The sequence below is a fragment of the Dryocola mayonis genome (genome assembly GCF_051307045.1).
In the GTDB taxonomy this organism is placed as follows: domain Bacteria; phylum Pseudomonadota; class Gammaproteobacteria; order Enterobacterales; family Enterobacteriaceae; genus Dryocola.
In genome coordinates this window covers 3,213,300-3,235,901 of record NZ_CP150452.1, presented here as the reverse complement: position 1 = coordinate 3,235,901, position 22,602 = coordinate 3,213,300, and the positions used below count along the sequence as shown (strand labels likewise).

The window sequence follows — 22,602 nt, the reverse complement described above, 5'->3', positions numbered from 1 at the left end:
AGGAGATCGGCGTGAATAACCGATAATGTTTCTAATATGTTAAATAGTATCGGTGATTAATTTGGTGTCAACAAAGCGTTTTATTCGATGGATACGATAGTTATTAGCTTTTGACCAAAGTTAATGGCTAAGCGCTGCCACATCGGGTAATCTGCGCGCCACGCGCTCAGCCAGGTGGAGAGAAGAATGAACGACGATTTAAAAGGTAAAAGCGGCAAGGTCAAAGTGATGTATGTCCGCGGTGACGATGACAGCGAAAAACGCAGCCAAAACCCGCGTACTGGTAAAGGTGGTGGGCGTGCGGCAGCTCCGTCACGCGCTGAGGGCGCACGTCGCCCACGTCGCGATGATAAACCTGGCGCCGGGCGCGAGCGGAGTCGTCACGACGATCGTGAAGACCGCGGTGATTCCCCGTGGCGTACGGTTTCCCGTGCTCCACGCGTTGAAGAGTCAACGACGCCGGATCACGGCGGCATCAGCGGCAAGAGCTTTGTCGACCCGGAAGTTATCCGCCGCCAGCGTGCGGAAGAAACCCGCGTCTACGGTGAAAACGCCTGTCAGGCCCTGTTCCAGAGCCGTCCGGACTGTATCGTACGCGCCTGGTTTATCCAGAGCGTTACGCCGCGCTTCAAAGAGGCGCTGCGCTGGATGGCCGCGAACCGTAAAGCCTACCACGTCGTAGACGATGCGGAGCTGGCTAAAGCCTCAGGCACCGAGCACCACGGCGGCGTCTGCTTCCTGATCAAAAAACGCAGCGGCATCAGCGTACAGCGCTGGCTGTCTGCGGCAGGTGAAGACGACTGCGTGCTGGCGCTGGAAGACGTCGGCAACCCGCATAACCTCGGCGGTATTATGCGTAGCTGCGCGCATTTCGGCGTGAAGGGCCTGCTGGTGCAGGACGCTTCGCTGCTGGAGTCCGGTGCCGCGGTGCGTACCGCAGAAGGCGGTGCCGAGCACGTGCAGGCCATCAGCGGTGAGACTTTTACCGAGGGTCTGGAACAGTTCCGGAAAGCGGGTTACGCCATTGTGACGACTTCCAGCCATAAGGGAACGCCGCTGTTCAAAGCAGAATTGCCGAAGAAAATGGTGCTGGTGCTGGGTCAGGAACGTGAAGGCGTAACTGAAGCCACCTTCGATAATGCGGATATGAGCATCGCTATCGACGGCACCGGCAACGTTGAAAGCCTGAACGTTTCCGTGGCAACCGGCGTGCTGCTTGCCGAGTGGTGGCGTCAAAATAAGGCGTAGTTTCACGCCGGAGTTCAGAGCAAAAGCCAGCGTCAAGCTGGCTTTTTTTATGCTTATTGCTGAGGAAGGCGCGGCGTCCAGTCTATCGGCGTCAGGCCGCGCTCAATCAGATATTCATTCGTTTTAGCGAAGTGCCTGCAGCCCAGGAAGCCGCGATGGGCGGACAGCGGCGACGGATGCGGCGCCTGCAGAACATAGTGACGTTTGCGATCGATAATGCTGCCCTTTTTCTGCGAGTGCGATCCCCACAAAAGAAACACCACCCCTTCACAATGCTGGTTAATCAGCTCAATGACCTTATCAGTGAAGGTTTCCCAGCCCAGGCGCGCGTGCGAGTGCGCTTTGCCCGCCTCAACGGTTAGCACCGTATTGAGCAGCATAACGCCCTGGCGCGCCCAGCTTTCCAGATACCCATGGTCAGGACGCACGAAATCCGCGAAGTTACTTTGCAGCTCTTTATAGATATTAACGAGCGACGGAGGAACGGCTACGCCGGGCAGCACCGAGAAAGCCAGACCGTGGGCCTGGCCCGGGCCGTGATAGGGGTCTTGTCCAAGAATCACCACTTTTACATCGGCAAGCTCGGTAAAACGAAAGGCGTTGAACACGTCTTTTTGCGGCGGGTAGACGGTTACGCCTGCCGCGCGCTCGGCGGCGACGGTGCTAAGCGTATCGATAAAGTAAGGCTTCTGCTTTTCTGCGGCCCAGCACGTCGTGCCAGGTAAGTGAGGTCGTCATGTCGCTCTCCTGCGAATCATCATCCTGATAGCTTAACTGCTTCTTTCTGCTTAGCAAAATCCAACCTGACCGGCGCGACGCTTTACCCCAACAAAAGTTGAAAATTTACAAAATTTTTAATTTTAACGGCCCGGCCTAAGTTGATGTAAAACAAATAAATGATATTGTATCCACATTGGCCATATGGTTTTTATTGACTTAAATCAAAGTTTGCCGCGGGTGAGGCTGGTATACAGATCATCAGCGCAACAAAGGTTTTACCAATGAGCCAGAATGTGGCCCAACAGAATCAGCAAAAATTAGCCCATAGGGAGACATAAAATGATTACTGGTATCCAGATTACTCAAGCAGCAAACGACGAGCTTCTGAACTCTTTCTGGCTGCTCGACAGCGAAAAAGGCGAAGCGCGCTGCGTATGCGCAAAAGCAGGTTTTGCAGAAGATGAAGTGGTTGCAGTAAGCAAACTGGGTCAGTTTGAATATCGCGAAATTCCAATGGAAGTAAAACCTGAGGTGCGCGTGGAAGGCGGCCAGCACCTGAACGTGAACGTGCTGCGTCGTGAAACGCTGCAGGACGCCGTTGAGCATCCGGAAAAGTATCCGCAGCTGACTATCCGCGTTTCTGGTTATGCGGTGCGTTTCAACTCCCTGACCCCGGAACAGCAGCGCGACGTTATCGCCCGTACTTTCACCGAAAGCCTGTAACAGGCTGAAGAGTCCACAAGCCGGCCCGGCAACGAGCCGGCTTTTTTACGACTTTGAGAAGTTTTTTGCGCTTAAGCCGCTAAATCTCAGGGTCGAAATATAAAAAAACCGCCTCTCAGGAGGCGGTTTTTTGTTGCGCTGACTAATTATTCCGCAGCGCCAGATTTTGCCGCGCTCGGCTTACGGCGTTTGCCGACATTCTTCTTATCGCGGTGACGCACCTTCACGCGCGGTTTTTCTTTCTCGTCTTTCTTCTTCTCTTCGCGCTTCGCCAGCACCTTCTTCGATGGTTTGCCGGTGAGCTTTTCACTTGGCGCGCGAGTCGTTGGGCGCAGCTCGTCAATCACGCGTGATTTCAACGGCTCTTTCATGTAGCGGGTAATTTTGCCTAACAGCAGGTGATCGTGCGCCTCAACCAGAGAAATCGCCGTGCCTTTCAGGCCCGCGCGTCCGGTACGGCCCGATACGGTGCAGGTAGGTGTCGGCGGTGCGCGGCAGATCAAAGTTGAACACGTGGCTTACGTCCGGAATATCGATTCCGCGCGCCGCGACGTCCGTGGCGATAAGCACGTTCACGCGGCCATCGGTCAGGCGTTTGATAGCCTCGGTGCGTTTCATCTGCACCATTTCGCCTTCGAGATAGCAGGTATTGATGCCCGCTTCGCGCAGCCAGGCAACCAGCTCATGCACACGCTCGCGTTTGCGCACGAAAACGATGGAGCGGGTCGCGTCAGGCTGCTGGAGCAGCTTCACCAGAAGTTTGGTTTTGTGCTCGATGTCATCGGCGCGGTAGTACCACTGGTGGATTTTCTTACGCTCGCGGGTGGAAGGCGTAGCGGAAACCTCTACGGGATCTTCCAGCAGCCGCTCGGCAAAGTTCTTAATCGCCTCGCCTTCAAGGGTGGCGGAGAAAAGCATGGTCTGTTTACGCCAGCGTGTTTCGGCGGCGATGGTTTCAATATCCTGCGCAAAACCCAGATCCAGCATGCGATCGGCTTCATCCAGAATCAGCGTTTCTACCGCGCGGCAGTCAAAGTTCTCTTCTTTGATGTACTGCAGCAGACGACCGGTAGTGGCAACCACAATATCCTGGTTCTCGCTGAAGACCTCAGCGTGGTTCATATACGCCACGCCGCCGGTGATCGTGGCGATATCAAGGTGCGTGTGTTTCGCCAGTTCACGAGCGTGATCCGCCACCTGCATCGCCAGCTCACGGGTTGGCGTAACGATCAAAATGCGCGGCGGGCCGGATTTTTTGCGTGGGAAGTCGATCAAATGCTGTAACACTGGCAGCAGATAGGCCGCCGTTTTACCGGTACCCGTTGGTGCGGAACCAAGGACGTCACGCCCCTCAAGCGCAGGAGGAATGGCGGCAGCCTGTATGGCTGTCGGGCGAGTAAAGCCCTTATCCTGGAGCGCGTCCAAAAGGCTTTCGTCTAGTTCGAGTTCGGAAAAAGTGCTTACAGTCATGGTCTACCTCTATGTGGGGCGCCGATTATAGACGTTATGGCTGCGATCTTCATCTGTTAGTGTACCTAAGTGATGCTTTTCCTGGCAGGGAGTTTCACTTATGCTACTGCGGTTTCTTTACAGGGTTAATAAGATGTCCATGCAGAAAGCGCATTTGCGTCGTGACGGATTCACGTTTAAACAGTTTTTTGTCGCCCACGATCGTTGTGCTATGAAAGTGGGCACCGATGGTACTTTACTCGGCGCATGGGCTCCGGTTGCCAATGTAAAAAGCGTGCTGGATATCGGCACGGGCAGCGGCCTGCTGGCGCTGATGCTGGCGCAGCGCACGCCTGACGACGTCGCTATTGATGCCGTGGAGCTCGATCCCGTTGCGGCTGAGCAGGCTGCGGAAAACGCCAGCGGCTGCCGCTGGTCATCCCGTATCAACGTGCATTGCGCGGATATTCGCGAATGGGCGCAGCAGGCGACGCAGCGCTATTCCCTGATCGTCAGCAATCCGCCTTTCTTCGAGCAGGGAAGCGCCTGCGCTTCTCCCGAGCGCGCCCAGGCTCGCTACACTACTACGCTTGATCACGGCGCTTTGCTGGGCTGCGCCGCGCAGCTGATCACCGAGGATGGTTTTTTCTGCGTGATCATGCCTGAAACGGCGGGGACGGCCTTTACGGATATGGCTAAGGCGCAGGGATGGTTTGTACGCTATCGTGCGGACGTGGCGGATAATGAAACCCGTTTACCCCATCGCGTTATGCTGGCGCTGTCGCCAACGGACGGTGAGTATTTTACCGAAAGGCTGTTTATTCGCGGGCCAGACCAGAGCTGGTCTGAAGGCTACTGCGGTCTGACCCAGGATTTCTATTTGTTTATGTAAAGCGGGGAAAGGATGCTCGGCCCGGCATTTTCCATCAGGTCAGGATAGTCGAGCGTATAGTGCAGCCCCCGGCTTTCCTTACGCATCATCGCGCAGCGCACGATAAGCTCCGCCACCTGCACAAGGTTTCTTAGCTCAAGCAGATTGTTAGACACGCGGAAGTTGGCGTAGTACTCATCTATTTCTTGCTGCAGCATGGTGATGCGACGCAACGCGCGCTCCAGGCGGCGCGTCGTTCGCACAATGCCCACGTAATCCCACATAAACAGCCGCAGCTCATGCCAGTTATGCTGGATGACAACCTGCTCGTCCGGATTATCGACGCGGCTGTCATCCCATTCCGGCAGGGATTTCGTTTCGCGGATAAAGGGTATGCGCTTGATAATATCTTCCGCGGCGGACCAGCCATACACCAGGCATTCAAGCAGGGAGTTCGACGCCATACGGTTCGCGCCGTGCAGGCCGGTATAGGTTACCTCGCCGATGGCGTACAGCCCGTCGACGTCGGTGCGGCCGTTTTCGTCAATCATCACGCCGCCGCAGGTGTAGTGCGCCGCGGGGACGACAGGCACCGGCTCTTTGGTCAAATCGATTCCCAGCCCCAGCAGTTTTTCATAGATGGTTGGGAAATGATGGCGAACGAATTCTTCCGGCTTGTGGCTGATATCAAGATACATGCAGTCCGCGCCGAGACGCTTCATTTCATGGTCGATGGCGCGGGCGACGATATCGCGCGGCGCAAGTTCGCCGCGCTCGTCAAAATCGGGCATAAAGCGCGTCCCGTCAGGACGTTTGAGCCAGGCGCCTTCGCCGCGCAGCGCTTCGGTCAGCAGGAAGTTACGCGCCTGCGGATGGAAGAGGGCCGTCGGGTGGAACTGGTTAAACTCCAGGTTTGCTACCCGGCAGCCCGCGCGCCAGGCCATGGCAATGCCATCGCCGGAGGAAATATCAGGGTTGGTCGTGTACTGATAAACTTTGGAAGCGCCGCCGGTCGCCAGCACAACGGCTTTCGCGCGGCAGGTCTCCACTTTTTCACGGTTACGGTTCCAGACCCACGCGCCCACGACGCGGCGAGTGCCCGGCAGGGCCAATCTTGTCAGAAACAATAAGGTCGACCGCGTTGCTGCGCTCAATCACGCGAATATTGGGATGGCTTAGCGCTTTGCCGACGAGGGTGGTTTCCACTTCTTTGCCGGTGGCATCGGCGGCGTGAAGGATGCGACGGTGGCTGTGGCCGCCTTCGCGGGTCAGGTGATAGCCCTCGGAGCCGTTAGCCTGAATCTCCGTATCGAACAGCACTCCCTGATCAATAAGCCACTGCACGCAATGACGCGCATTGCTGGCGACAAACTCCACCGCTTCGCGGTCGCAAATGCCTGCGCCTGCAATAAGCGTATCTTCCACATGCGAGTCGATGCTGTCCGTTTCATCGAATACCGCCGCAATGCCGCCCTGAGCATAGAAAGTCGAGCCTTCGTTAATCGGGCCTTTACTCAGAACAATCACTTTGCAGCTTTGGGCAAGCCGCAGGGCAAGGGAGAGACCGGCAGCTCCGCTACCGACGATCAGTACATCACAGGCAAGTTCGGAATGTGTGTTCATTGCGTTTAATTTACTAAACAAGGGTGGGGCCAGCATAGCACTCGCTGTGGGCTGCAACACGCTTTTTTTCTATGCGTGTTGTATGAACTAAACAACGGCGGCTTCCGGTATCCCGTTAAGGGCAAGGATGTTAATTTGTGCGGCAATGCGCGTTAGTAACAGATTTACTGATGAAAAATCACCTTTCGTGCGATACTCTGCGTAGTGCTCTGTAGGCTGTTTTTTCATAAAATGGAGCGTAACCGTTTTGCGTAGCCGAACTTATAATCAACAAAAGATAATTCGCGAAACAGAACAGAAAAACAAAGGCGTAACGGAACTTTGCTCAAGTCGGGCACTCCAACCCTGAGCTTGCTCATAATACAGAGTTCGGGTGGTTTTTCGATTACGCGTGGAAATTAGGTTTGGGGAGACATTACCTCGGATGAGCGAGCAGTTAACGGATCAGGTCCTTGTCGAACGGGTCCAAAAAGGAGATCAGAAGTCCTTCAATTTACTGGTAATTCGTTATCAGCATAAGGTGGCGAGTCTGGTTTCCCGTTACGTCCCGTCCGGGGATGTCCCGGATGTGGTACAGGAATCATTTATTAAGGGCCTATCGCGCGCTGGATTCTTTCCGTGGCGATAGCGCGTTTTACACGTGGTTATACCGCATTGCGGTTAACACCGCGAAAAATTATCTGGTTGCTCAGGGCAGGCGTCCACCGTCGAGCGATGTGGACGCAATAGATGCTGAAAACTTCGAAAGTGGCAGCGCGCTGAAAGAAATTTCGAACCCTGAGAACTTAATGTTGTCTGAAGAACTGAGACAAATAGTTTTCCGTACTATTGAGTCGCTCCCCGAAGATTTACGCATGGCGATTACGTTAAGGGAGTTGGATGGTTTGAGCTATGAAGAGATAGCCGTCATCATGGACTGCCCGGTCGGTACAGTGCGATCGCGTATTTTCCGTGCGCGGGAAGCTATTGATAATAAAGTTCAACCGCTTATCAGGCGTTGACGATAGCGGGTTACTGGAAGGGTATTTAGGCATGCAGAAAGAACAGCTTTCCGCTTTAATGGATGGGGAAACTCTGGATAGCGAGCTGCTGAACACGCTGTCGAAAGACAAAAATTTGCAGCAGAGCTGGGAGAGCTACCACCTGATCCGTGACACCATGCGCGGAGATACCAGTGAGATTCTTCATTTTGATATTTCAGCCAGCGTCATGGCTGCGATTGAAAATGAACCTGCGCGTCAGGTCACGCCACTCATACCGGAGCAACAGCCACAGCCGCAACAGTGGCAGAAAATGCCGTTCTGGCAGAAGGTTCGTCCATGGGCCAGCCAGCTTACCCAGATGGGCGTTGCCGCCTGCGTATCGCTTGCGGTTATCGTTGGGGTGCAGCACTATAACGGCCAGTCAGACAACGCTGCGCAGCCGGAAACCCCGGTCTTTAACACGCTGCCAATGATGGGCAAAGCCAGCCCGGTAAGCTTAGGCATACCGTCTGACAATACCGCCAGCACGGGTCAGCAGCAGCAGGTACAGGAACAGCGTCGTCGTATCAACGCTATGCTGCAGGATTATGAATTGCAGCGTCGTTTACACGCCGAGCAACTCCAGTTTGAACAGGCACAAACCCAGCAGGCCGCTGTGCAGGTGCCAGGAAACCAAACTTTAGGAACTCAATCGCAGTAATGAAGCAGCTTTGGTGTGCTCTGTCACTGGTGACAGGCAGCCTGTTGTTCACCTCCAACGCCTCGGCGGACACCGTTTCGTCCGGGGCGTTGTTGCAGCAGATGAACCAGGCGAGTCAGTCACTCAATTATGAGTTGGCGTTTATCAGCATTAACAAGCAGGGGATAGAGTCCTTACGCTATCGTCATGCACGTCTCGATAACCGGCCGCTCGCACAATTACTCCAGATGGATGGCCCGCGTCGGGAAGTTGTCCAGCGCGGTAGCGAAATCAGCTACTTTGAGCCGGGACTGGAACCGTTCACCCTGAACGGGGATTACATCGTCGACTCCCTGCCGTCTATCGTCTATACCGATTTCAAACGCCTGACGCCTTACTATGACTTTATCTCCGTCGGCCGTACGCGTATCGCCGACAGGCTGTGTGAAGTTATCCGCGTCGTTGCCCGCGACGGTACGCGCTACAGCTACATCGTCTGGATGGATACCGAAACCAAGCTGCCGCTTCGCGTCGATCTACTTGACCGCGATGGCGAAACGCTTGAGCAGTTCCGAGTGATTTCGTTTTCGGTGAACGACCAGGTCAGCGGAATGATGCAGAACCTCGCCAAAGCGAGCCTGCCGCCTTTGCTTTCCGTTCCGGGCACGGAAAAATCGAATTTCTCCTGGGCGCCGACCTGGCTGCCGCAAGGCTTCAGCGAAGTATCCAGCAGCCGTCGGCCTTTGCCTACCGTTGATGTGCCTATCGAATCGCGCCTATATTCGGACGGCCTGTTTAGCTTCTCGGTGAATATCAGCCGCGCCGGCAATGTCAGCGGCGATCAAATGCTGCGCACCGGACGCCGCACCGTCAGCTCTGAAATTCGCGATAAAACGGAAATCACTATTGTGGGCGAATTACCGCCGCAGACGGCGAAGCGTATCGCCGACAGTATTAAGTTCAGGACGGCTCCATGATTAAAGAATGGGCGACCGTCGTCTCGTGGGAAAATGGCGAAGCGCTGCTGCGCTGCGACGTGAAGGCATCATGCAGCAGCTGCGCTTCCCGTGCGGGCTGCGGCAGCAGATTGCTCAACAAGCTTGGGCCGCAGAACCACCATTTGCTGACGGTCGCAAGCCAACAGCCGCTGGTAGCGGGGCAAAAAGTCGAGCTGGGCATCGCCGAAGGCAGCCTGCTGGGTTCTGCGCTGCTGGTCTATATGTCTCCGCTGGTGGGCTTGTTCCTTATCGCCGCTCTTTTTCAGGGCCTGTTCGGCTCCGATCTTGCCGCTTTCTGCGGCGCGGTGCTAGGCGGCGTAGGCGGTTTTCTGCTGGCGCGAGGCTTTTCATCTAGGCTGAGCCATCGTGCAGACTGGCAGCCCGTTATCCTTAGCGTTGCGCTGCCGCCGGAAGCCCTGCGCGTCGAGACGGCCGCATCCGTCGATGGCCGGTAAAATTTACCCGGCCACTCTTCAACCCAGCCCTTCCGCCCGGCCACTTTTATCTCCCCGGTTAAGCTTGCAGGATGAGCAGTTTCCTCGCTTTCTGGTTGTAGTGTAGAATGCGGCGTTTCAGGCAGAAAACAGCCATTGACATCATGCTCCGTACAGCGCGAAGCGCCGAGCTCTCAGGCCATTTGTAAGGCATAAAAACTCCAAATATGAAGAACATACGTAACTTTTCTATTATTGCCCACATCGACCACGGTAAATCGACGCTGTCTGACCGTATCATCCAGATTTGCGGCGGCCTGTCCGATCGCGAAATGGAAGCCCAGGTACTGGATTCCATGGATCTGGAACGTGAACGCGGTATCACCATTAAAGCGCAAAGCGTTACGCTGGATTACAAAGCAAGCGATGGTGAAACCTATCATCTGAATTTCATCGACACCCCGGGCCACGTCGACTTCTCGTATGAAGTGTCCCGTTCTCTGGCGGCCTGCGAAGGCGCGCTGCTGGTGGTCGATGCCGGGCAGGGCGTAGAAGCCCAAACCCTGGCGAACTGCTATACCGCCATGGAAATGGATCTCGAAGTTGTTCCCGTGCTGAACAAAATTGACCTGCCGGCGGCCGATCCTGAGCGTGCGGCGCAGGAAATTGAAGATATCGTCGGCATTGATGCGACGGACGCCGTGCGCTGTTCGGCCAAAACCGGCCTTGGCGTGGTGGACGTGCTTGAGCGTCTGGTACGCGATATTCCAGGTCCGGAAGGCGATCCGGATGCGCCGCTGCAGGCGCTGATCATCGACTCCTGGTTCGATAACTATCTTGGCGTCGTCTCCCTGGTGCGTATTAAAAACGGCACCATGAGAAAAGGCGATAAAATCAAAGTGATGAGCACCGGCCAGGTGTATAACGCCGACCGTCTCGGCATCTTTACGCCAAAACGCGTCGATCGCGATATGCTGGGCTGCGGCGAAGTAGGCTGGCTGGTCTGCGCAATCAAGGACATCCTGGGCGCGCCGGTTGGCGATACCCTGACCCTGTCCCGTAATCCGGCGGAAAAAGCGCTGCCGGGCTTTAAAAAAGTGAAGCCTCAGGTGTACGCGGGCCTCTTCCCGGTCAGCTCCGACGATTATGAAAACTTCCGCGATGCGCTGGGCAAACTGAGCCTGAACGACGCCTCCTTGTTCTACGAGCCGGAAAGCTCCACCGCGCTGGGCTTCGGCTTCCGCTGCGGCTTCCTCGGCCTGCTGCACATGGAGATCATCCAGGAGCGTCTGGAGCGTGAGTACGATCTGGATCTGATCACCACCGCGCCAACGGTAGTTTATGAAGTTGAAACCACAAATGGCGAGACAATCTACGTCGATAGCCCGTCCAAGCTGCCGGCGCTGAATAATATCGCCGAGCTGCGCGAGCCGATTGCCGAGTGCCATATGCTGATGCCGCAGGAATATCTGGGCAGCGTAATCACCCTGTGCATTGAGAAGCGCGGCGTGCAGACCAACATGGTTTACCACGGCAACCAGGTGGCGCTGACCTATGAAATTCCAATGGCCGAAGTGGTCCTCGACTTCTTCGACCGCCTGAAGTCCACCTCCCGCGGCTACGCTTCGCTGGACTACAACTTCAAACGCTTCCAGGCATCCGACATGGTGCGCGTGGACGTGCTGATTAACGGCGAACGCGTTGACGCCCTGGCGTTGATTACGCACCGCGGCAACTCGCAGTTCCGTGGTCGTCAGCTGGTGGAAAAAATGCAGGAGCTGATCCCGCGCCAGCAGTTCGATATTGCGATTCAGGCGGCGATCGGCGCGCATATTATCGCCCGCTCAACCGTAAAACAGCTGCGTAAAAACGTACTGGCGAAATGTTACGGCGGTGACGTAAGCCGTAAGAAAAAGCTGCTGCAAAAGCAGAAAGAAGGTAAGAAACGCATGAAGCAGGTCGGTAACGTCGAGCTGCCTCAGGAAGCGTTCCTCGCCATTCTGCACGTCGGCAAAGACGGCAAATAATCTAAGGAGTTGGCATGGCGAATATGTTCGCTTTGATCCTCGTGATAGCCACGCTGGTGACGGGCATCTTGTGGTGTATCGATAAATTTATCTTTGCGCCGAAGCGTCGTGAGAAGCAGGCGGCAGCGCAGGCTGCGGCAGGTGAAAGCATCGATGCGAAAACGCTGAAAAAAGTGGGGCCTAAACCTGGCTGGCTGGAAACGGGCGCCTCCGTGTTCCCGGTGCTGGCGATCGTATTGATCGTGCGTTCGTTTATTTACGAACCTTTCCAGATCCCCTCAGGTTCGATGATGCCAACGCTGTTGATTGGTGATTTTATTCTGGTAGAGAAATTCGCCTACGGCATTAAAGATCCTATTTACCAGAAAACCCTGATTGAAACCGGGCACCCGAAACGCGGCGATATCGTGGTGTTTAAATATCCCGAAGATCCGCGTCTTGATTATATCAAGCGCGCCGTTGGCCTGCCGGGCGATCGGGTAAGCTACGATCCGGTGGCGAAAGAGGTAACGATTCAGCCAAACTGCAGCTCCGGCCAGGCATGCGACAATGCGCTGCCCGTTACTTACGCCAATGTGGAACCAAGTGATTTTGTACAGACCTTCGCGCGTACTAACGGCAGCGAAGCGACGTCTGGATTCTTCCAGGTTCCGCAAAATGAAAGTAAAGAGGGCGGCATTCGTCTGGCGCAACGCAAAGAATCGCTGGGCGAGGTAACCCACCGCATTCTTACCGTGCCGATCGCACAGGACCAGCTGGGTATGTACTATCAGCAGCCGGGCCAGCAGCTGGCGACCTGGATTGTTCCGCCGGGCCATTATTTCATGATGGGCGACAACCGCGACAACAGCGCCGACAGCCGCTACTGGGGCTTCGTTCCCGAGCAAAATCTGGTGGGCAAAGCAACGGCCATCTGGATGAGCTTTGAGAAGCAGGAAGGCCAGTGGCCAACCGGCGTTCGCTTAAGCCGTATTGGCGGAATTCATTGATCAATTAAATCTATTCAGATAACGACATTCCACGTCGTTATCTATAGAATATCCCCCCGTATTAAGGTTGGCTCCTCAGTGAGGAGCCACGGCACACGAAACAGCGTTGGTTTCCCTTTTTCAGGTCTGTTCCGTGTGCTGAATAATTGACGCATTCATTGATTGGTATCGCATGAACCCCATCGTAATCACCAGGCTGCAGCGAAAGCTGGGCTACACTTTTGTACATCAGGATCTGTTGCAACAGGCTTTAACCCACCGCAGCGCCAGCAGCAAGCACAACGAGCGTCTGGAATTTCTGGGTGACTCCATTCTGAGCTATGTTATCGCCAACGCGCTCTACCATCGTTTCCCGCGCGTTGACGAAGGCGATATGAGCCGCATGCGCGCCACGCTGGTTCGCGGCAATACGCTTGCGGAAATTGCTCGTGAATTTGATCTGGGCGAATGCCTGCGTCTGGGGCCGGGCGAGCTGAAAAGCGGCGGTTTCCGTCGGGAATCCATTCTTGCCGATACCGTAGAAGCCTTAATTGGCGGCGTTTTCCTGGACAGCGATATTCAGAACGTTGAGCGTTTGATCCTCGCATGGTATCAAACCCGTCTGGATGAAATCAGTCCGGGCGATAAGCAAAAAGATCCGAAAACGCGTCTGCAGGAGTATCTGCAGGGTCGCCACCTGCCGCTGCCATCCTATCTGGTGGTGCAGGTTCGCGGCGAAGCGCACGATCAGGAATTTACCATTCACTGTCAGGTGAGTGGCCTGCCCGAGCCGGTCGTAGGTACGGGTTCAAGCCGCCGTAAAGCGGAACAGGCTGCCGCCGAGCAGGCGCTTAAAAAGCTGGAGCTGGAATGAGCGAAGAACAAACATTTTGCGGGTTCGTGGCCATCGTTGGCCGTCCGAACGTCGGCAAATCCACGCTGCTAAACCAGTTGCTTGGGCAAAAAATTTCCATTACCTCGCGTAAGGCGCAAACCACGCGTCACCGCATCATGGGTATCCATACCGAAGGGGCCTATCAGGCTATTTATGTCGATACCCCGGGGCTGCATATGGAAGAGAAGCGCGCCATCAACCGCCTGATGAACAAAGCTGCGAGCAGCTCCATCGGCGACGTTGAGCTGGTTATCTTCGTGGTTGAAGGCACCAAGTGGACCGCCGACGACGAAATGGTGCTTAACAAGCTGCGCGACAGCAAAGCGCCGGTCATCCTTGCGGTCAACAAAGTGGATAACGTCCAGGATAAAAGCATCCTGCTGCCGCATTTACAGTTCCTCGGCAGCCAGATGAATTTCCTCGATATCGTGCCGATCTCCGCTGAGACTGGGATGAACGTGGATACCATCGCCGGCATCGTGCGTAAGCGTCTGCCGGAAGCGATTCATCACTTCCCAGAAGATTACATCACCGATCGCTCCCAGCGCTTTATGGCCTCTGAAATCATCCGTGAAAAGCTGATGCGTTTTCTGGGCGCTGAGCTGCCGTACTCCGTTACGGTAGAAATCGAGCAGTTCGTAACCAATGCGCGCGGCGGCTACGATATCAACGGTCTGATTCTGGTTGAGCGCGAAGGCCAGAAGAAGATGGTGATTGGCAACAAAGGCGCCAAGATCAAAACCATCGGCATCGAAGCGCGCAAGGACATGGAAGAGATGTTCGAAGCCAAAATCCACCTGGAGCTTTGGGTGAAGGTGAAATCCGGCTGGGCAGACGACGAGCGCGCGCTGCGTAGCCTCGGCTATACAGACGACTAATTGATGGAAGGCTGGCAACGGGCTTTCGTCCTGCATAGTCGCCCCTGGAGCGAAACCAGCCTGCTGCTTGACCTGTTTTCCGAAGAGTCAGGGCGAGTACGTGTTATTGCCAAAGGCGCACGTTCTCGCCGCTCTAACCTCAAAGGCGCCCTGCAGCCTTTTACCCCCCTGCTGGTACGCTGGGGCGGACGCGGCGAAGTCAAAACGCTGCGCAGCGCCGAAGCCGTTTCCCTTGCTCTTCCTCTTAACGGCATCTCTCTTTACAGCGGCCTGTACGTCAACGAGCTTGTCTCCCGAGTGCTTGAGCAGGAAACCCGTTTCTCCGAACTCTTTTTTGATTACCTCCACTGCATTCAGGCTTTAGCGGGCACCAACGGTTCGCCGGAGCCCGCGCTGCGCCGTTTCGAGCTGGCCCTGCTGGGGCATCTTGGCTATGGCGTGGACTTTCTTCACTGCGCCGGGAGCGGGGACGAGGTTGCGGATACCATGACCTACCGTTATCGGGAAGAAAAAGGGTTTATCGCAAGCCTGGTGATTGATAACAACAGTTTTACCGGCCACGAGCTTAAGGCCCTGGCCTGCCGCGAGTTTCCGGACGCCGCCACCCTACGCGCGGCAAAGCGCTTCACCCGTATGGCGCTTAAGCCTTATCTCGGCGGTAAACCGCTTAAAAGCCGCGAGCTGTTCCGCCAGTTTGTGCCGAAAAAACCACCACTCAAATCTTCTCCTGATACGCAATAGCGCCCGATCGTAGCCACGCTTTCCGTCCCCGGTGTACACTGCCCGATAAACATTCTGATTCCCGAGGATAGTCATGGCTGAATTACTGTTAGGCGTAAACATCGATCACATCGCGACCCTGCGCAACGCTCGCGGCACGGCCTACCCGGATCCGGTACAGGCGGCTTTCATTGCCGAACAGGCTGGCGCCGATGGTATTACCGTCCACCTGCGCGAAGACCGTCGCCATATCACCGATCGCGACGTGCGCGTGCTACGCCAGACCCTCGACACCCGCATGAATCTTGAAATGGCCGTTACCGAAGAGATGATTGCCATCGCCTGTGATACCAAACCACATTTTTGCTGCCTGGTGCCGGAAAAACGTCAGGAAGTGACCACCGAAGGCGGCCTGGACGTTGCCGGCCAGCTCGACAAAATGCGCGATGCCTGCAAACGCCTCGCTGACGCGGGGATCCTGGTGTCGCTGTTTATTGACGCCGACCACGCCCAGATCGACGCGGCCGTAGCCGTCGGCGCGCCCTATATCGAAATTCATACCGGCTGCTATGCCGATGCTGAAGACGAGGCGACGCAGGCAAAAGAGCTGGCGCGCATCGCCGAAGCCGCGGCTTATGCGGCAGGTAAGGGCCTGAAGGTAAATGCCGGACACGGCCTGACCTACCACAACGTGCAGGCCATCGCCCGTCTGCCTGAAATGCACGAGCTGAACATCGGCCATGCCATTATCGGACGGGCGGTGATGAGCGGCCTGAAGGAAGCGGTATCCGAAATGAAACGCCTGATGTGCGAAGCGCGTCGCTAATGGCGATACTTGGCCTCGGCACGGATATCGTGGAGATAGCGCGCATTGAGAGCGTTATCTCCCGTTCGGGAGACAGGCTGGCAAAACGCGTGCTGAGCAACAACGAATGGAAGCAGTATGAAGCGCACCAGCAGCCGGTGCGTTTTCTTGCCAAACGATTTGCGGTCAAGGAGGCGGCGGCCAAAGCTTTTGGCACGGGCATCCGCAACGGCCTTGCGTTTAATCAGTTTGAAGTGTTTAACGATGCCTTAGGCAAACCGCAGCTGCGGTTCTGGGAAGAGGCGGAGCGGCTTGCTGAACGGATGGGCGTACGCTCGGTTCACGTTACGCTTGCTGATGAACGCCATTACGCCTGCGCTACGGTGATTATCGAAAGTTAAATTTTGTCGGCGTGATGCAGCTGAACAAACTTGTCCCACAGCTGCTCTTCGCTTTCGCGATGCGCCGGATCGATAATAATGGTATTCACGATCGGGCAGACTTGCTGGCAGGTCGGGGTTTCGTAATGGCCCACGCACTGGGTGCACCTGTCGCTGTCTATCTCATAAATACTCTCGCCCATAGAGATTGCCTGGTTTGGGCACTCCGGTTCGCACATGTCGCAATTGATGCATTTTTTGGTAATTAATAACGCCATTTCAAAACCTTGCTGTCTCTCAACCTGCCAGTCGCCTTCCCACAAAATACGTCAAAGCCGTTAACGCCGGTTGGCGCATGTGTTTTTATACAGTATATAATGGAAGTCTGAGCACTGGAATTTGCCGGCGCGCACTGTATCACAAAAGGAAAACATCCCCAATAACGATGCGTATTTAACCGCGTTTATTGGTTTGTGTACTTTCAGTACGTGTTATCATTGAACCAAATGTCTTGTTAACGAGCGAAGATCGTACTTATGGTGCAGAGAGAACAATTACGTGAAGCCTTCTCCCGCCGGCTGGCGCAGGCCTGCGCGCAGGCGAATCTGGATGAATTCGGTAGGGGAATGGCCATCGCCCGCGCGTTAGGCGTATCTTCGAAAGCGGTCAGCAAGTGGCTGAATGCCGAGTCCATCCCACGGCAGGATAAGATGTATGAGCTTGCCGCCTTTTTAGGCGCCGATGTTTTATGGCTGCAGCACGGCAACGAAGGCGTCTTCTCCGAAGAGAGCCGGGAAAGCCAGCCTGCCGCCCCTCTTAGTGACGCCGCGGTGTTTTATCTGCCGCAGCCGGAGCCGGGGTTTCGTATTGACGTGCTGGATATTGAAGCGAGCGCAGGGCCCGGCAGCCTGATCTCAAGCGATGTCACCGAAACCATCAACCATATTGTTTATGACAGCCAGGAAGCGCTGGAGCTGTTCGGCCACCGGCCCGCCTCAAGCATTAAGGTGATTACCGTCACCGGCGACAGCATGTCCGGCACCATTGAACTGGGCGACTATATCTTTGTTGATATAGCCAGGGACTACTTCCACGGCGACGGCATCTACGTTTTCCTCTACAAGGGACAGCTTCTGGTTAAGCGCCTGCAAATGACGCACGACAGCCTGCTGGTACGTTCAGATAACCCTAAATATGCTGACTGGAAGATTTGCGAAGACAACGAGCAGCACCTCAAAATCATTGGCCGCGTGATGTATAGCCATTCCATCAAGCGCCACGCCTGAGCCGATTGCCCCGTCTGCGGGGCAATAAGAATTATTTTCCCTTAATTATCAATAAGTAAATATAAGTAGCGTTTTTTATCCTTAAATCGTACTTTTGGTTCTTGACTGATCCGTACTATTGGTTCAATATCAATTCATCAGCAGGACGCAGCACTCACAGGAAAGTGAACGCTCATTAACAGCCCGCCCTGAAAAAGGGTCAATACACCGAAGCAATAAGCTTTGGGATATCTGAAGGATATCGCCAAAGTTGATTGACAGGAGGATGTATGAACGCACAGGCTCGTCGCCGTCAGCGCCGCGAGGCGAAGCAGCAGGCCTGGAAAGCAGCTAATCCGCTTTTAGTCGGCATTAGCGCCAGACCAGTGAATCACCCGCCGCTCGTTTTAAACCGCAAACCGGAAGATCGTATAGCGAAAGCGCTGGAAGTGGTTAACGAGTACGGCCTGCAAATTATTCAAAACGCCGAGCACTATCAAAACATTCGCCGGCAGCAGGACAGCATAGCCCGCAGAATTTACCGGTCGTCTCCGCAAACCTTATCCGGGCAGGCGGACGCCTGCGGAAAAGAGAAACGCCACGGTAAATCCCGCCCCCTTATTTAACGGTTTTCTGAAACCTCCTTCGTTACTGATACGTCGATTCAAACAGCAGCGAGATAACCCCCATGAATGACCAGCCAGGTAATGTGGTCACGCAGGCTTTTGCGTGGCTTGCGACGCTGGCTGCCGGTTTGGGTATCACGACACAGGATATGGTCTACATGATATTCGGCCTGGCAGGCGTCGGTATTTCGGTCGCGTCGTATATCAATGGACGTCTGGACGCGCATCGCAAACAAAAGGAGGACGAAAAAAGAACGCAACTGCTGCAGGACTATCTGGCGGGTTTGCAAAACAAAAACGGTAACGAGCGGCTGGCCACGGCACGGGCAGTCAGCGAGGCCATAAGACGGGCAGGTGATTAATGACTATGTCTCCTGGTTTAAGAAAAACATTGCTGAGCTTATCCGGGGCCAGCGCGCTTACGCTTGCGGGCGTGATGGTTCCTGAACTTGAAGGCGTGCGCTACACGGCCTATTACGATGTGGCCGGGGTTCTGACCGTCTGCTACGGCCATACCGGCAAGGATATTATTCCCGGCAAACGCTACAGCGAGGCCGAATGCGAGAAGTTGCTCAATAAGGATCTGCTTCCCTTTTCCCGCGCGGTTGAGCGTGCCGTCACCGTCCCGACCGATGAGTACCAGAAAGCCGCATTGATAAGCTTCAGCTACAACGTGGGCATCACCGCTTTTCAGAAATCTTCCGTGCTGCGTTATCTCAATACCGGCGAGGAGGGGAAAGCTTGTGAAGCGCTGAAGCAGTGGATCCGGGCCGGCGGCAGGAAATGGCAGGGCCTGATGAACCGGCGGGAGGTGGAATATGAGGTTTGTCGTTGGCACCGGAGGCGGGCATGAAGACGCTTACTGCCGTCCTGTGCTGTTTACTGCTAAGCGGCGCATTAGGCTTTTCTCATTTTTACCAGCGCTACCAGCAGCAGAAACAAAGCTTAGCGCTGGCCGAAAAGCAGCTTGCCCTGCGGCAAACCGTGATTGACGACATGCGCGCGCGCCAGCGTGAGATCGCCGCGCTTGATACCCGCTATACCAGGGAGCTCAGCGATGCCCAACTTACTATCGAAAATCTGCAGCGTGATGTGGCTGACGGGCATAAGCGGCTGCGCCTTGCCGCCGCCTGCGAACCTTTGTCCGCCGCCTCCGCCGCCCGCGTGGATGATGCAGCCCGCCCCCGACTTACAGACGCCGCTGAACGGGATTATTTCCGTCTCAGAAGCCGAACCGCACTCGTCCTGAAACAGCTGGCGGGGCTGCAGGACTATGTCCGGCAGCAGTGCCTGAAACCTATCACTACAGGAGAATATAAATGAATGATTCTACCCGGCCGGGCTATCTCGTGCCGGTTAGCCCGCCGCCGTCCTATGACGAACAGCTTGAGTCTCAGCTAAGCCGCTGGATTGCGGGCGTTTCAGGACTGCCCGCCGAAATGGTGCTGCCCCGCTGGACCGAACAGCCGCCCGCAACGCCCGCCGCCGGCTTAACGTGGTGCGAGTTTGATACCTGCGTACAGCTCGCCGAGTCGCCGGCCTTTATACCGGTAGATAGTCATAAAGACGCGCTGCGGCAAACCGAAGCGATTGCGGTGAACTGCAGTTTTTACGGTCCCGGCGCCCAGGCCGTTGCGGCGTTATTTCGCGACGGTCTGTACGTTGCGCAAAATAACGCCGAGCTTAACCGCATCGGGTCCACTTTTGTAACCTGCGGAGCGCTGGTTCCGGCTCCCGAACTTATCAATAACCAGTGGCAACGCCGCTATAACCTCGCCGTAACGCTGCGCCGCCAGGTGGTGCGTGAATACGGTATCCAGTCCCTCGTTTCTACTTCAGTAAATATCTTCGGAGAATAAACTATGTCACAGGGTTTACCTGTCTCTAACATCGTCAATGTGACGGTGAGCATGGCCGCGCGCGCGGCACAGTCCCGCAACTACGGCGCCTTGCTGATCGTGGGGGCAAGCGACGTTATCGATGCCCAGGAGCGGATGCGCGCTTATTCCGGCATCAGCGGAGTCGCAGCGGATTTTGGCCTTGATACGCCGGAGTACAAAGCGGCAAGCCTGTACTATCAGCAGTCTCCACAGCCGGTAGATTTGTATATCGGCCGCTGGGTAAAAACCGAAGCCGCCGCACGGTTACGCGGAGCCATTCTTACCGCTAATCAGCAGGCGATGAGTAACTTTACGGCGGTGACGGACGGCGCGATGAGCATCGTGCTGGACGGCAAAGAGAGCACGATTACGGAAATCGATCTCAGCGGCGAAACCAATCTTAACGGCGTTGCGGGACGTATTCAGGATGCCCTGGCCGGCAGCACCGTTGAATGGGATGCCACGAGCGGCCGCTTCAGCGTTCGTTCAATTACCACCGGCGCTGGTTCCGCCGTGGGCTATGCAGATGCCGGCCCGGAAGGTACAGATCTCTCTGCCTTGCTGGGCCTGAGCGAGGCCGCAGGCGCCCAGCCGGTAGAAGGCCAGACAAGCGAAAGCATTAGCGAATGCATTTCCGCGCTGTCCGGACATTCAACCGACTGGTATGGACTTGTCATCGCCGACGGGGCGCTGAGTGACGAAGACGTACTGTCCGTGGCGGCGATAGTGGAGTCTGATAGCGTATCGCGAATCTATGGCCATACCACGCAGAGCGCTGGCGCGCTGGATGCCGATGTCACTACCGACATCCTCAGCAGGCTGAAAGCGGCAAAATATTCCCGCACCTTCGGCCAGTATTCCAGCGCCACGCCATTTGCGGCGGCATCCCTGTTCGGCCGGGCCTTTACCGTTAATTTTAACGGTAATAACACCACCATTACCCTGAAGTTTAAGCAGGAACCCGGCATCGCGGCGGAGCGCCTGACGCAAAGCCAGGCCAACGCGCTTGCGGCAAAAAACGGCAACGCGTTCGTTAATTACAACAACGATACCGCCATTATTCAGGAAGGGGTGATGTGCAACGGCGATTTTATTGACGAGCGCCACGGCCTCGACTGGCTGCAAAACTACGTTCAGACCAATCTCTACAACCTGCTGTTCACCAGCACGACCAAAATCCCGCAGACCGACGCTGGCGTCACCCGCCTGTTAAGCAACGTTGAGCAGTCGATGAACCAGGCGGTTACCAACGGTCTGGTTGCGCCTGGCGTATGGAACGGCGGTGAAATAGGTCAGCTGACGGCGGGGGACACCCTGACCAAAGGCTACTACGTTTACGCGCCGGCTGTCGCAAGCCAGGCCCAGTCCGATCGCGAAGCTCGTAAGGCCCCGGTTATTCAGGTGGCATGCAAACTGGCGGGTGCTGTGCATTTTGCCGACGTTGAAATTAATGTGGTTCGTTAAGGAGAGTTAAATGGGTACCTATTCTTTTATGGATGTAACGGCGTCCTTCGCAGGCCCCAACCGGCATTATCGATTTGGGCGCAGGTTCTGCGAACGCTGACGAGGGCATTACGGTTTCTTTATCCAATGCAAAAAACACCATGACTATCGGCATTGACGGTGAAGTGATGCAGAGCATGAGCTCGGATAAAAGCGGCACCATTACCGTCACGCTGATGAAAACCTCACCGGCAAATAAAAAGCTCGCCCAGGCCTATAACGCCCAGACGCTCTCTTCAGCGACCTGGGGGCGTAACGCCATCGTTATTCGCAATACCGCCTCTGGCGACGCCATTACCGCGAACGCGGTGGCGTTCCAGAAGCTGCCGGATAACAAAAACGGTAAAGAAGGCGGCAGCGTAGCCTGGGTATTTGACTGCGGCAAAATCGATCAGGTGCTGGGGGAGTTTTAAGCCATGGAAATCACCTTCAAAGATGCGGATTACCGCATCGGCAAGCTAAACGTATTCGACCAGCTAAAAGTTGCTCGCAAGCTGCTGCCGGTGCTGGCTGGCATCGTGGGTGATTTTCGCAAATTGCAGGAGGGCGGCAACGCCCTCGAAACCGTTTTGCCGAAAATCGCCCGTACGCTGTCAGATCTCAGCGAAGAAGACTGCAATGCCATTCTTTACCCCTGCCTGCAGGTCGTTAGCCGTAGCCATATGAAATCCTGGGTGCCGGTAATGAACCAGCAGGTGCTTGCCTTTGACGACATCGATTTGATGACCTTGCTGCAGCTTGTAGCCCGGGTGGTGGCCGATTCGCTGGGAAATTTTTTGCAAGAACTCCCCGGCTCGCAGCCCCAGGACCAGGCAGCAGCCTGAAGCTTGATACCCTGCCGGGCGGAGAAGATTACATCCTCCGCCCGGCGGAGGTTTTCGGGCTGAACTGGCAGGATCTGAAAAGCGGCGCGGTGGATCTTTATGA

22 protein-coding genes and 6 pseudogenes are annotated in these 22,602 nt (G+C 55.5%); 24 read left to right on the top strand and 4 right to left on the bottom strand.

From position 1 onward, the window contains the following. Positions 1-186 precede the first annotated feature (186 nt). Positions 187-1,248: a tRNA/rRNA methyltransferase gene (locus WLO32_RS15600; protein WP_435945910.1), complete on the top strand. Its 1,062-nt coding sequence runs from the start codon at positions 187-189 to the stop codon at positions 1,246-1,248. Between the two features lie 53 nt (positions 1,249-1,301). Here the strand turns inward: WLO32_RS15600 and ung are convergent. Beyond that, positions 1,302-1,986: pseudogene (ung, locus tag WLO32_RS15595) on the bottom strand (uracil-DNA glycosylase). A 321-nt stretch (positions 1,987-2,307) separates the two neighbouring features. Between ung and grcA the strand changes: the two are divergent. After that, the gene (gene grcA, locus WLO32_RS15590; RefSeq protein WP_435945909.1) at positions 2,308-2,691 is read left to right on the top strand and encodes an autonomous glycyl radical cofactor GrcA; all 384 of its coding nucleotides are present in this window, start codon (positions 2,308-2,310) and stop codon (positions 2,689-2,691) included. Between the two features lie 146 nt (positions 2,692-2,837). On the opposite strand, the pseudogene srmB reads toward grcA, so the two are convergent. Next, positions 2,838-4,161: pseudogene (srmB, locus tag WLO32_RS15585) on the bottom strand (ATP-dependent RNA helicase SrmB). A 133-nt stretch (positions 4,162-4,294) separates the two neighbouring features. Between srmB and trmN the strand changes: the two are divergent. Beyond that, complete coding sequence (gene trmN, locus WLO32_RS15580; protein ID WP_435945908.1) at positions 4,295-5,032, top strand: tRNA(1)(Val) (adenine(37)-N(6))-methyltransferase TrmN; 738 nt, start codon at positions 4,295-4,297, stop codon at positions 5,030-5,032. Here trmN and nadB read toward each other — a convergent pair. Beyond that, positions 5,017-6,634, bottom strand: a pseudogene (nadB, locus tag WLO32_RS15575) (L-aspartate oxidase). The gene trmN and the pseudogene nadB overlap by 16 nt on opposite strands. A gap of 374 nt (positions 6,635-7,008) precedes the next feature. Here nadB and rseD point away from each other — a divergent pair. The 12 genes and pseudogenes from rseD to acpS form a co-directional block, all read left to right on the top strand. Then, positions 7,009-7,062: pseudogene (gene rseD, locus WLO32_RS15570) on the top strand (rpoE leader peptide RseD); the annotation flags it as partial. After that, positions 7,059-7,635 (top strand): annotated as a pseudogene (rpoE, locus tag WLO32_RS15565) (RNA polymerase sigma factor RpoE). The pseudogenes rseD and rpoE, both read left to right, overlap by 4 nt. Before the next feature lie 31 nt (positions 7,636-7,666). Further along, positions 7,667-8,317, top strand: a complete 651-nt coding sequence (gene rseA / locus WLO32_RS15560) for an anti-sigma-E factor RseA (protein ID WP_435945907.1) — start codon at positions 7,667-7,669, stop codon at positions 8,315-8,317. Then, the gene (rseB, locus tag WLO32_RS15555; protein ID WP_435945906.1) at positions 8,317-9,273 is read left to right on the top strand and encodes a sigma-E factor regulatory protein RseB; all 957 of its coding nucleotides are present in this window, start codon (positions 8,317-8,319) and stop codon (positions 9,271-9,273) included. The genes rseA and rseB overlap by 1 nt, the downstream gene beginning before the upstream one ends. Then, a complete protein-coding gene (gene rseC, locus WLO32_RS15550; RefSeq protein WP_435945905.1) occupies positions 9,270-9,749 on the top strand; it encodes a SoxR-reducing system protein RseC in 480 nt (159 codons plus the stop codon). Before rseB ends, rseC begins: the two co-directional genes overlap by 4 nt. A 206-nt stretch (positions 9,750-9,955) precedes the next feature. Continuing rightward, positions 9,956-11,755 (top strand): translation elongation factor 4, encoded by a 1,800-nt coding sequence (lepA, locus tag WLO32_RS15545; protein ID WP_121265857.1) that lies wholly within the window; start codon positions 9,956-9,958, stop codon positions 11,753-11,755. A gap of 14 nt (positions 11,756-11,769) precedes the next feature. Beyond that, positions 11,770-12,744 (top strand): signal peptidase I, encoded by a 975-nt coding sequence (gene lepB / locus WLO32_RS15540; RefSeq protein ID WP_435945903.1) that lies wholly within the window; start codon positions 11,770-11,772, stop codon positions 12,742-12,744. Positions 12,745-12,916: 172 nt separating this feature from the next. Then, positions 12,917-13,597, top strand: coding sequence for a ribonuclease III (gene rnc, locus WLO32_RS15535; protein ID WP_271122223.1), 681 nt, complete (start codon positions 12,917-12,919; stop codon positions 13,595-13,597). Then, positions 13,594-14,496 carry a GTPase Era gene (gene era / locus WLO32_RS15530; protein WP_121265862.1) on the top strand — a complete coding sequence of 301 codons (903 nt, stop codon included), beginning with the start codon at positions 13,594-13,596 and terminating at the stop codon, positions 14,494-14,496. Before rnc ends, era begins: the two co-directional genes overlap by 4 nt. Positions 14,497-14,499: 3 nt before the next feature. Further along, complete coding sequence (recO, locus tag WLO32_RS15525; protein ID WP_435945901.1) at positions 14,500-15,237, top strand: DNA repair protein RecO; 738 nt, start codon at positions 14,500-14,502, stop codon at positions 15,235-15,237. Between the two features lie 73 nt (positions 15,238-15,310). After that, the gene (gene pdxJ, locus WLO32_RS15520) at positions 15,311-16,042 is read left to right on the top strand and encodes a pyridoxine 5'-phosphate synthase (RefSeq protein ID WP_435945899.1); all 732 of its coding nucleotides are present in this window, start codon (positions 15,311-15,313) and stop codon (positions 16,040-16,042) included. Further along, positions 16,042-16,422 (top strand): holo-ACP synthase, encoded by a 381-nt coding sequence (gene acpS / locus WLO32_RS15515; RefSeq protein ID WP_435945898.1) that lies wholly within the window; start codon positions 16,042-16,044, stop codon positions 16,420-16,422. The genes pdxJ and acpS overlap by 1 nt, the downstream gene beginning before the upstream one ends. Here the strand turns inward: acpS and WLO32_RS15510 are convergent. Further along, positions 16,419-16,679, bottom strand: coding sequence for a YfhL family 4Fe-4S dicluster ferredoxin (locus WLO32_RS15510; protein WP_435945896.1), 261 nt, complete (start codon positions 16,677-16,679; stop codon positions 16,419-16,421). The two genes, acpS and WLO32_RS15510, sit on opposite strands and share 4 nt — an antisense overlap. 258 nt (positions 16,680-16,937) lie before the next feature. Here WLO32_RS15510 and WLO32_RS15505 point away from each other — a divergent pair, with 258 nt between their 5' ends. The 9 genes and pseudogenes from WLO32_RS15505 to WLO32_RS15465 all read left to right on the top strand — a co-directional run bounded on the left by WLO32_RS15505 (position 16,938) and on the right by WLO32_RS15465 (position 22,499). Continuing rightward, complete coding sequence (locus WLO32_RS15505) at positions 16,938-17,687, top strand: LexA family transcriptional regulator (protein WP_435945894.1); 750 nt, start codon at positions 16,938-16,940, stop codon at positions 17,685-17,687. A 269-nt stretch (positions 17,688-17,956) separates the two neighbouring features. Next, complete coding sequence (locus tag WLO32_RS15500; RefSeq protein ID WP_435945892.1) at positions 17,957-18,292, top strand: antitermination protein N; 336 nt, start codon at positions 17,957-17,959, stop codon at positions 18,290-18,292. A 62-nt stretch (positions 18,293-18,354) separates the two neighbouring features. After that, on the top strand, positions 18,355-18,654 hold the full coding sequence (locus tag WLO32_RS15495; RefSeq protein WP_435945891.1) for a hypothetical protein: 300 nt from the start codon (positions 18,355-18,357) through the stop codon (positions 18,652-18,654). 5 nt (positions 18,655-18,659) lie between these two features. Then, positions 18,660-19,145, top strand: coding sequence for a lysozyme (locus WLO32_RS15490; RefSeq protein WP_435948316.1), 486 nt, complete (start codon positions 18,660-18,662; stop codon positions 19,143-19,145). Beyond that, entirely contained in the window at positions 19,142-19,615 is a 474-nt protein-coding gene (locus tag WLO32_RS15485; RefSeq protein WP_435945890.1) for a lysis protein, read from the top strand. The genes WLO32_RS15490 and WLO32_RS15485 overlap by 4 nt, the downstream gene beginning before the upstream one ends. Next, positions 19,612-20,151 carry a phage neck terminator protein gene (locus tag WLO32_RS15480; protein WP_435945888.1) on the top strand — a complete coding sequence of 180 codons (540 nt, stop codon included), beginning with the start codon at positions 19,612-19,614 and terminating at the stop codon, positions 20,149-20,151. The genes WLO32_RS15485 and WLO32_RS15480 overlap by 4 nt, the downstream gene beginning before the upstream one ends. A 3-nt stretch (positions 20,152-20,154) precedes the next feature. Further along, the gene (locus WLO32_RS15475; protein ID WP_435945887.1) at positions 20,155-21,636 is read left to right on the top strand and encodes a DUF3383 domain-containing protein; all 1,482 of its coding nucleotides are present in this window, start codon (positions 20,155-20,157) and stop codon (positions 21,634-21,636) included. 10 nt (positions 21,637-21,646) lie between these two features. Beyond that, a pseudogene (locus WLO32_RS15470) lies at positions 21,647-22,088 on the top strand (phage structural protein). 3 nt (positions 22,089-22,091) lie between these two features. Beyond that, entirely contained in the window at positions 22,092-22,499 is a 408-nt protein-coding gene (locus WLO32_RS15465) for a phage tail assembly chaperone (RefSeq protein ID WP_435945885.1), read from the top strand. Positions 22,500-22,602 lie beyond the last annotated feature (103 nt).

Coding starts and splice junctions, on each gene's coding strand:
- WLO32_RS15600 (WP_435945910.1), top strand. CDS start 187: ATGAACGACGATTTAAAAGGTAAAAGCGGCAAGGTCAAAGTGATGTAT.
- era (WP_121265862.1), top strand. CDS start 13,594: ATGAGCGAAGAACAAACATTTTGCGGGTTCGTGGCCATCGTTGGCCGT.
- lepA (WP_121265857.1), top strand. CDS start 9,956: ATGAAGAACATACGTAACTTTTCTATTATTGCCCACATCGACCACGGT.
- WLO32_RS15500 (WP_435945892.1), top strand. CDS start 17,957: ATGAACGCACAGGCTCGTCGCCGTCAGCGCCGCGAGGCGAAGCAGCAG.
- rseC (WP_435945905.1), top strand. CDS start 9,270: ATGATTAAAGAATGGGCGACCGTCGTCTCGTGGGAAAATGGCGAAGCG.
- recO (WP_435945901.1), top strand. CDS start 14,500: ATGGAAGGCTGGCAACGGGCTTTCGTCCTGCATAGTCGCCCCTGGAGC.
- WLO32_RS15475 (WP_435945887.1), top strand. CDS start 20,155: ATGTCACAGGGTTTACCTGTCTCTAACATCGTCAATGTGACGGTGAGC.
- WLO32_RS15485 (WP_435945890.1), top strand. CDS start 19,142: ATGAAGACGCTTACTGCCGTCCTGTGCTGTTTACTGCTAAGCGGCGCA.
- WLO32_RS15465 (WP_435945885.1), top strand. CDS start 22,092: ATGGAAATCACCTTCAAAGATGCGGATTACCGCATCGGCAAGCTAAAC.
- WLO32_RS15495 (WP_435945891.1), top strand. CDS start 18,355: ATGAATGACCAGCCAGGTAATGTGGTCACGCAGGCTTTTGCGTGGCTT.
- rseB (WP_435945906.1), top strand. CDS start 8,317: ATGAAGCAGCTTTGGTGTGCTCTGTCACTGGTGACAGGCAGCCTGTTG.
- WLO32_RS15480 (WP_435945888.1), top strand. CDS start 19,612: ATGAATGATTCTACCCGGCCGGGCTATCTCGTGCCGGTTAGCCCGCCG.
- trmN (WP_435945908.1), top strand. CDS start 4,295: ATGTCCATGCAGAAAGCGCATTTGCGTCGTGACGGATTCACGTTTAAA.
- grcA (WP_435945909.1), top strand. CDS start 2,308: ATGATTACTGGTATCCAGATTACTCAAGCAGCAAACGACGAGCTTCTG.
- WLO32_RS15490 (WP_435948316.1), top strand. CDS start 18,660: ATGTCTCCTGGTTTAAGAAAAACATTGCTGAGCTTATCCGGGGCCAGC.
- rseA (WP_435945907.1), top strand. CDS start 7,667: ATGCAGAAAGAACAGCTTTCCGCTTTAATGGATGGGGAAACTCTGGAT.
- pdxJ (WP_435945899.1), top strand. CDS start 15,311: ATGGCTGAATTACTGTTAGGCGTAAACATCGATCACATCGCGACCCTG.
- lepB (WP_435945903.1), top strand. CDS start 11,770: ATGGCGAATATGTTCGCTTTGATCCTCGTGATAGCCACGCTGGTGACG.
- acpS (WP_435945898.1), top strand. CDS start 16,042: ATGGCGATACTTGGCCTCGGCACGGATATCGTGGAGATAGCGCGCATT.
- WLO32_RS15505 (WP_435945894.1), top strand. CDS start 16,938: ATGGTGCAGAGAGAACAATTACGTGAAGCCTTCTCCCGCCGGCTGGCG.
- rnc (WP_271122223.1), top strand. CDS start 12,917: ATGAACCCCATCGTAATCACCAGGCTGCAGCGAAAGCTGGGCTACACT.
- WLO32_RS15510 (WP_435945896.1), bottom strand. CDS start 16,679: ATGGCGTTATTAATTACCAAAAAATGCATCAATTGCGACATGTGCGAA.